Genomic DNA, 7288 nt, shown 5'->3' on the forward strand with positions numbered 1-7288 from the left:
CTCGCGATCCGCAATGTGCGAGCATCGCTCGCTCCTGCAAGTGTGTAGCGGTTATCCATGAAAACCCCTGTTTGGTTCCCCCAGAGTTTCTTCTCCCGCACCCTGTGGCTGGTGCTGATTGTCGTCCTGTTCTCCAAGGCACTGACCCTGGTTTATCTGTTGATGAACGAAGACGTGTTGGTGGACCGCCAATACAGCCACGGCGTCGCCCTGACGCTGCGCGCCTATTGGGCCGCCGATGAAGAAAACCGCACCAAGATTGCCGATGCCGCGACCCTGGTCCGGGTGGTGGGCGCAGGCGTGCCGGAAGGCGAACAACACTGGCCGTACAGCGAAATCTATCAGCGGCAGATGCAGGCAGAGCTGGGTGCCGACACTGAAGTTCGATTACGCATGCATTCCCCGCCGGCGTTGTGGGTCCGGGCGCCAAGCCTGGGCGATGGCTGGCTGAAAGTGCCGCTGTACCCGCATCCGCTGCGCGGCCAGAAAATCTGGAACGTGCTTGGCTGGTTCCTCGCCATCGGCTTGCTCTCCACCGCCTCGGCGTGGATCTTCGTCAGCCAGCTCAATCAACCTTTGAAGCGCCTGGTCTATGCCGCAAGGCAACTCGGCCAGGGTCGCAGCGTGCGCCTGCCGATCAGCGACACGCCGAGCGAGATGGCCGAGGTTTACCGCGCCTTCAACCAGATGGCCGAGGATGTTGAACAGGCCGGTCGCGAGCGTGAATTGATGCTCGCCGGCGTGTCCCACGACCTGCGAACGCCGCTGACCCGTCTGCGGCTGTCCCTGGAGCTGATGGGTGACCACAGCGACCTGAGCGACGACATGGTGCGCGACATCGAAGACATGGACGCGATTCTCGACCAGTTCCTGGCGTTCATTCGCGACGGTCGTGACGAGTCGGTGGAAGAGGTGGACCTGAGCGACCTGGTGCGCGGAGTCGCCGCGCCGTACAACCAGACCGAAGAGAAAGTACGCTTGCGCCTGGAGCCGATTCAGCCGTTTCCGTTACGCCGGGTGTCGATGAAACGCTTGCTGAACAACCTGATCGGCAACGCCTTGCACCATGCCGGCAACGGTGTTGAGGTCGCGGCTTATGTGTCTGGCGACACCAGCGCGCCGTATGTGGTGCTGAGCGTCATGGACCGTGGGGCGGGGATTGATCCGTCGGAGCTGGAGGCCATCTTCAACCCATTTACCCGTGGTGATCGGGCTCGGGGCGGCAAGGGCACCGGGTTGGGCTTGGCAATCGTGAAGCGGATTGTTTCGATGCATGGCGGCAATGTTGAGCTACGTAACCGGTCCGGGGGTGGGCTGGAGGCGCGGGTGCGATTGCCGCTTGGACTGATGCTGCCTAGAGACGCTGTGTAATCTGATTGTTCCCACGCTCTGAACTGAGGGGGCGGCAGAAATCTTGGACTGGTTTATGCCGTAAGTCCTAGGCTCTCTCGGTATTCAAGTGGACGAGCTTTGTACGTAGACGACTCGGGCATAACATATCGGTTAATCCGGGCCACTGAGACTACCCGATGTCACCTCCGCATGATTAGCAGCCACAGGCTGCCGTCTTGTTCGTGAAAATTTATGGGTATCGATAATGCTACGTATCGTAAAGTTACATTTTACGAAGTACCGTTCGCGCTCCTCGAGCGGAGCGTTGTGAAACGCACGCGACAACACAAAAAACACTAGAGATAAACAATGTTCATCGGCTATGCGCGCGTCTCGACACAGGATCAAAATCTTGATTTGCAACGCGAAGCGTTGATCAAGGCCGGGTGCCAGAAGGTCTTTGAAGATAAGGTGAGCGGCATCAGGGCCGAACGCCCCGGGCTGGGCAGGGCCCAGGAGATACTCCGCGAGGGCGACACTTTGGTGGTCTGGAAGCTGGATCGCTTGGGGCGTAGCGTCAAACAATTGGTTGATCTGGTCGGCAAGCTGCACAAGCAGGGAGTTCAATTCAAGAGCCTGACCGACTCCATCGACACTGGCACCCCCTCAGGTCGATTCTTCTTTCATGTCATGGCCAGTCTTGCTGAGATGGAGCGCGAGCTGATTGTCGAACGTACCCGTGCGGGGCTTGAGTTCGCCCGTCTTCTAGGACGTACGGGAGGTCGCAAGCCAAAAATGACCGAGAGCAAGATCGTATCAGCCAAAAAACTGTTGGCCAGCGGCGTTCCAGCCAGGGATGTGGCCCAGAACTTAGGTGTGTCCGTGCCAACGCTATACCGCTGGCTTCCAGCTTCAGGGCGAGCTTGACGCACATCAAATCTATTTCCTGATCCGTACCTTTTGAGATAAGTCTCATGTCACCACCGGCTTGTTGTTATGTAGTATTCCTCCTATAAGTATGAAGTACTTCCATTGCAATACAGCTCTCGATCGCGCCGCCCAACGTGGGCCCCTGCATATTGTGAGTGCCTTTGCCTGCTAGCAAGGTCTGAGTCTTGGCCAGCTGGCAGTCGATGGCAAATCCAATGAAATCACCGCCATCCCAGCGAGTTCGACCCACACAGCGCGGATCGGGAACATTGGAAAACGAATCAAGCAGACCATTAAGCACAGGCCGCTCCAGAAGAAAATCACTGGCGTAGTATCGCTTAAATCAGATTCGCGGAATTTGATGCGTAAGCCCAGGGACGTAGTCCTGCACAATGATGCTCTCAAAAACGAGGGTTTTTGAGAAAAAACCGAACTAATAATCCGGTCTTTTTGGCCTTGGCTCACCTCGTATACGAGTACTTCTCCCCCTCTCCGGCTCCTGTCCAGCCTTTATTGTCGGATCAGACATGGCCCGACAAGGGAACAGCGCAGGCAAACGAGTCATAACGCCTGGAGTACACATGACATCAGGCCTTAATATATAAACAGGTACTGCTTATGTATTAAATTTTTGCAGTATTTAAGGTCGCTCACACGTTTCACGACTTAATAATTCGCGCCGGCCTCGTCTCGGACGGGTGACGCCACATCACACCCTCTCGCAACTCAACTTTAGCGCGACAGTTAAGAATTATATTTCGAGAGCTATTTTTGAGAACTGTTAGTGTCGATTTAAATTTGATGCGCCTCATCGTTACTGGCAATATTGCGTAGGATGTATTTTCATACAGCGTCCGCGAACGGCGATATGAGATTTGTCTTGAAGAAAGGGCTTGCACGTCAAATTCAGGCGATGCACTGACACTGCTCTGGGCTCCTGAATTCAGCTCCGGGGAATACGCAGGCAAGAAGTACAGGGTCAGGCTTTGGAACTCAGGACGTTGGAGCAGTGCCCGTACCGCTTTCGCCGCATGAATGGAGGCGCTGTCTACGACCACGACCAGAGGCCTGGCTGTCCGCTTTAACAACTGCCTCAAGCAGCCAACGTCATCGTCCCCCAAGTTCCCGACAAGTGCAGCCCACCAGAACTGAGCACTGCCCCCATAACGTTGAGTCGACCGGCTTTCTGTGGCGGAGTCTTATGGGTCTTGCCGCGCAAGGTCCAGGCGCTACGCACCGGAGGGGGGCAATGAGAAGCCCGCTTCATCCACGTAAGCCAATGCGATTTCGCGGTCCAGCGCCTTCCACCTCAGCGGCTCAAGCTCTTCACTGCTTCTGGCGAAGGCCTGGGTGTCACGGTTTTTTTAAACTGTAGCGGGTCCGTTTCCAGACGAGTCCCAGATGCTTGAGAGCATTTTTCACGGTGTTCAGGTGCACCGTAACGGCGAACTCTTCTACCAGCCGCTGATGTATCTCTTCGGCACTCAAAGGGCTTGTTTGCGCCCACCCCTCAATCGTCGACAGATAGGCCGACAGCTTGCCTGGCGCACCTGAACGGGGCGCATCAAACAGACCTGCAAAGCCTTTGTTCAACCACTGTTGTCGACGCTCGTAGACGGTTTGCGTGCATACCCCCTGGGCTTCGGCCACCACTTTTGAGGTGTCGCCGCGAGCAAGCCGTAGCAAGGTTTGCGCCCTATCCCGACTACGCCAATCTTTGCCCTTGCGAACGATAGCTTCCAGCTTGAGGATTTCTTCTTCGGTCAACAGTAAGGGCTTGTGTTTCATGGACAAGAGGCTCAATCATCGGCATTTATGCGGGCCGACATAATGACCTAATTTTTTGCTGAGCGCTTAAGCTGGCTGATAACGCTGGGATGGCGGTGATTTTATTGGATTTACGATCGACGGCCACTGGCCAAGACTCAGACCTTGCTCGCAGACAAAGGCACTCACAATATGCAAGGAGCCACGTTGGGCGGCGCGATCGAACGAACGGCGCACGGTTTTACCATCAATGGCAATGACGTCCCTGTCCTGCGGCGCAGGAGAACCTGACACCCATTGAGAGAAGTGCTACTCAAAGGTGGCGGGACCCAGAATACTGAAGATGCGGTGGAAAGTATCATGCGACGGAATGCCTTCAGGCAGACTCAAAAAGTGCGCAGCCAGTCTTTTTTTGCCTGGCTATAGTCGACCATGTCCACCCAGCTTTCTGCGCCGGCAATCACCGCACACACGACGATGACGAGGGTATCAAGGAAGCGGTGGCGAGTTCGACCCACACGGAGCGGATCGGAACATCGGAAAACGAATCAAGCAGGCCATTAAGCACAGGGCGTTCCAGAAGAAATCACTGGCGCAGTATCGCTTAAATCAGATTCGCGGAGTTTGATGCGTAAGCTCTGGCCTTAAAGGTTTCCATTCAGCGCATTAATTTAATTGACCTCCCCACGCCCAGAAGCCGGAAGCCAGCGGTATAGCGTTTGCTTGGACACGCCTAAACCCTCGGCCACGTCCCTGGCTGGAATGCCGCTGACCAGCAGTTTCTGGGCTAAAATGATTTTGTTCGTGGTCATTTTTGGCTTGCGCCCCCCCCGCGGGTCTCGCCGCTCGGCCTAGATTAAGGGCTGCTTCTAGCCCAGCACGGGTGCGCTCGTCGATCAGCTCGAGCTCCATCTCCGCGAGGCAAGCCATGAAATGGAAGAAGAATCGACCTGAAGGGGTACCGGTGTCGATGGAGTCGGTCAGGCTCTTGAATTGAACCCCCTGCTTGTGCAGCTTGGCGACCAGATCAACCAATTGTTTGACGCTACGCCCCAAGCGATCCAGCTTGCAGACCACCAAAGTGTCGCCCTCACGCAATATCTCTTGCATCCTGATCAGGCCTGGGCGCTCATCCTGCGTACCACTTACCTTGTCTTCAAAGACCTGGTGGCACCCCGCCTTGATCAAAGCTTCGCGTTGTAAATCAAGGTTTTGATCCTGTGTTGAGACACGCGCATAGCCGATGAGCATGATTTATCTCTTGTGGTGTTTAGTGTTTATCACTCGATAGCCCGACCATCATGGTCGGTATCGAGGCGTATTTAGCTACGTCGTAAATTTGCCATCCGAAACTCGATCACCAGGTCGCGAACGGTGCTTTGTTTGAGTAACGTTCGGCGCCTTAAATTATCGAAACTCATCTAGAAACGACGAGTCGAGAACTCTGTTTAGAGAACGGTTTTCGAGAACTGCTAGCCCTCGCAATCACTGCCCCTTCATCGCGTTGATAAAACCCTCTCAAAAACCCTCGTTTATAAGAACAAGGAGTTTGTATCAGGGGTTACGCATGAAATTTTCAGGGCGGGTGGGCTGATGCATGTTTGGCTGTTTCAAACAGGCATTTTCGACGACTTTTCAGGGTTGCCAGTGATTTTTGAGGCTGACAAAAGACGAGTTAATCCGGCTCTACACCTTTAGCGGTGCTGAGCTAGCCATTATCAGGCAGCGGCCTTAATCGGGTGAGGGGGCTATGGAATACCGCCTATCTGGAGCGGGCCGCAAACGCCTTGCGCAATCGCGGGCAAGGCGTTGATGACGCGTTGTTGCAATACCTATCACCAGCTGGGCTGGGAACACATCAACTTGACCAGCGACGACCGTTGGTGCAGCCGCACCAAGGTCGGCGAGGGGAAGTTCCGGCTGCTATGAGCGCGGCCACCAGTTTATTAGCGTGCTTTAAATTCCGTTTTCTGAGACGGCCCCAAGTTTATCAATCGAGCCAACTGCTTTGCGAAGCATCGGCATATTTGTCGCGAGAGGTGTGAGTGTTGAATACAAACGTAGTGAATGTCGCCGTAGTGGACGGCAAGACGATTACCGAAGCAACAGAGCTTCAGGTCGCCAATTCAGGTGAGCCCGTTCGGATCAAAGCGATCACTAACGGTAAATATATCCTTGCCGAAGGCGACAAAGGTGTCGCACCGGAAAACATTACCATCAAGCGCGTAGGCAAAGACCTGCACGTGGCCCTGGAAGGCACGGATCCCGATCAGCCCCAGCTGATCATCGAAGGTTTCTTTGATTCACAAGGTCAGTTGGTGGGTGTCGGGGAGGACGGTGCTTACTACGAGTACATTTCTTCGGGTGGCGAACAGGACCAATCTGCGGCATTCCTCATCGAGGGTGTGTCCTCGCCCCAGGTCTTGGGGTCGGAGCAGCTGGTGGGCTTTGGCAACGGCTTGGTCGCCGGTAGTGGGATTAGCTGGTTCTGGCCCGCCGTGCTGGGGTTGGCCGGGCTTGGTTTGGTGGGCGCCGCTTTTGCCGCCGGTGGTGGTGGTGGTGGTGGTGGTGGTGGTGGTGGTGACGATGACAATGGTGGTGGCTCGGGCGGGCAACCTAAGACCCCTAGTTTGGACGATGTCAATGACAACGTTGGGGACGAGACGGGTCGCATCGAGAACGGCGGCGTCACCGACGACAGCACCCCGACCTTCAGCGGTGAAGGTACTCCGGGTAACATCATTATTATCAAAGATGGCGACGACGTCATCGGCGAAGCCGTCGTGGGTGACGATGGCAAATGGGAATTCACGCCTGATCCCCCGCTCAGTGATGGCTCCCACATTATTGTCATTGTTGAAAAAGACCCCGCCGGTAATGAAAGCGAGCCTTCCGATGGCTTCGAACTGATTGTGGACCTGACAGCTCCGGACAAGTCCGTCATCACCGATGTCCAGGACAATTTCGGCGATCAGACAGGTCTGGTGGGGCAAGCGGATGTGACCGATGACAACACCCCCACCCTCAACGGTACGGCCGAGCCCGGTTCGACGGTCGAAGTGTTTGCCAACGGCAAAAAATTGGTGAAGCGCCTGTCAATGCCGATGGGACGTGGTCGTTTACGCCAAACCCGGCGCTGGCAGACGGTGAATATAAGTTCACCACGGTGGCGGTCGACGAGGCGGGTAACCGCGGGTTGGAGTCCGATCCTTATGTCCTGACCATTGATACCAGCGCCCCGATAGCAGGGGCGGTGATC

General features: G+C 55.5%; 6 protein-coding genes and 3 pseudogenes. 5 read left to right on the forward strand and 4 right to left on the reverse strand.

The window, feature by feature from the left end:
* Positions 1-57 precede the first annotated feature (57 nt).
* Positions 58-1371: an ATP-binding protein gene (locus JFV26_RS10345; RefSeq protein ID WP_201191993.1), complete on the forward strand. Its 1314-nt coding sequence runs from the start codon at positions 58-60 to the stop codon at positions 1369-1371.
* A gap of 330 nt (positions 1372-1701) precedes the next feature.
* Positions 1702-2259 (forward strand): recombinase family protein, encoded by a 558-nt coding sequence (locus JFV26_RS10350; protein ID WP_201191995.1) that lies wholly within the window; start codon positions 1702-1704, stop codon positions 2257-2259.
* Positions 2260-2921: 662 nt separating this feature from the next.
* Here JFV26_RS10350 and JFV26_RS34770 read toward each other — a convergent pair.
* From JFV26_RS34770 to JFV26_RS10370, 4 genes and pseudogenes are all read right to left on the reverse strand, one after another.
* Positions 2922-3383 carry a transposase gene (locus tag JFV26_RS34770; protein WP_446739912.1) on the reverse strand — a complete coding sequence of 154 codons (462 nt, stop codon included), beginning with the start codon at positions 3381-3383 and terminating at the stop codon, positions 2922-2924.
* 232 nt (positions 3384-3615) lie between these two features.
* A complete protein-coding gene (locus JFV26_RS10360; RefSeq protein ID WP_201191999.1) occupies positions 3616-4050 on the reverse strand; it encodes a helix-turn-helix domain-containing protein in 435 nt (144 codons plus the stop codon).
* Positions 4051-4415: 365 nt separating this feature from the next.
* Positions 4416-4550: pseudogene (locus JFV26_RS34775) on the reverse strand (transposase family protein); the annotation flags it as partial.
* 145 nt (positions 4551-4695) lie between these two features.
* Positions 4696-5280 carry a recombinase family protein gene (locus JFV26_RS10370; protein WP_446739913.1) on the reverse strand — a complete coding sequence of 195 codons (585 nt, stop codon included), beginning with the start codon at positions 5278-5280 and terminating at the stop codon, positions 4696-4698.
* 473 nt (positions 5281-5753) lie between these two features.
* On the opposite strand from JFV26_RS10370, the pseudogene JFV26_RS10375 reads away from it, so the two are divergent.
* From JFV26_RS10375 to JFV26_RS34785, 3 genes and pseudogenes are all read left to right on the forward strand, one after another.
* Positions 5754-5958 (forward strand): annotated as a pseudogene (locus tag JFV26_RS10375) (Tn3 family transposase); the annotation flags it as partial.
* Between the two features lie 596 nt (positions 5959-6554).
* A pseudogene (locus JFV26_RS34780) lies at positions 6555-6911 on the forward strand (Ig-like domain-containing protein); the annotation flags it as partial.
* 197 nt (positions 6912-7108) lie between these two features.
* On the forward strand, positions 7109-7288 hold a 180-nt coding region (locus JFV26_RS34785; protein ID WP_446739914.1), incomplete at its 3' end, for an Ig-like domain-containing protein.

Source organism: Pseudomonas sp. TH31 (genome assembly GCF_016650815.1).
In the GTDB taxonomy this organism is placed as follows: domain Bacteria; phylum Pseudomonadota; class Gammaproteobacteria; order Pseudomonadales; family Pseudomonadaceae; genus Aquipseudomonas.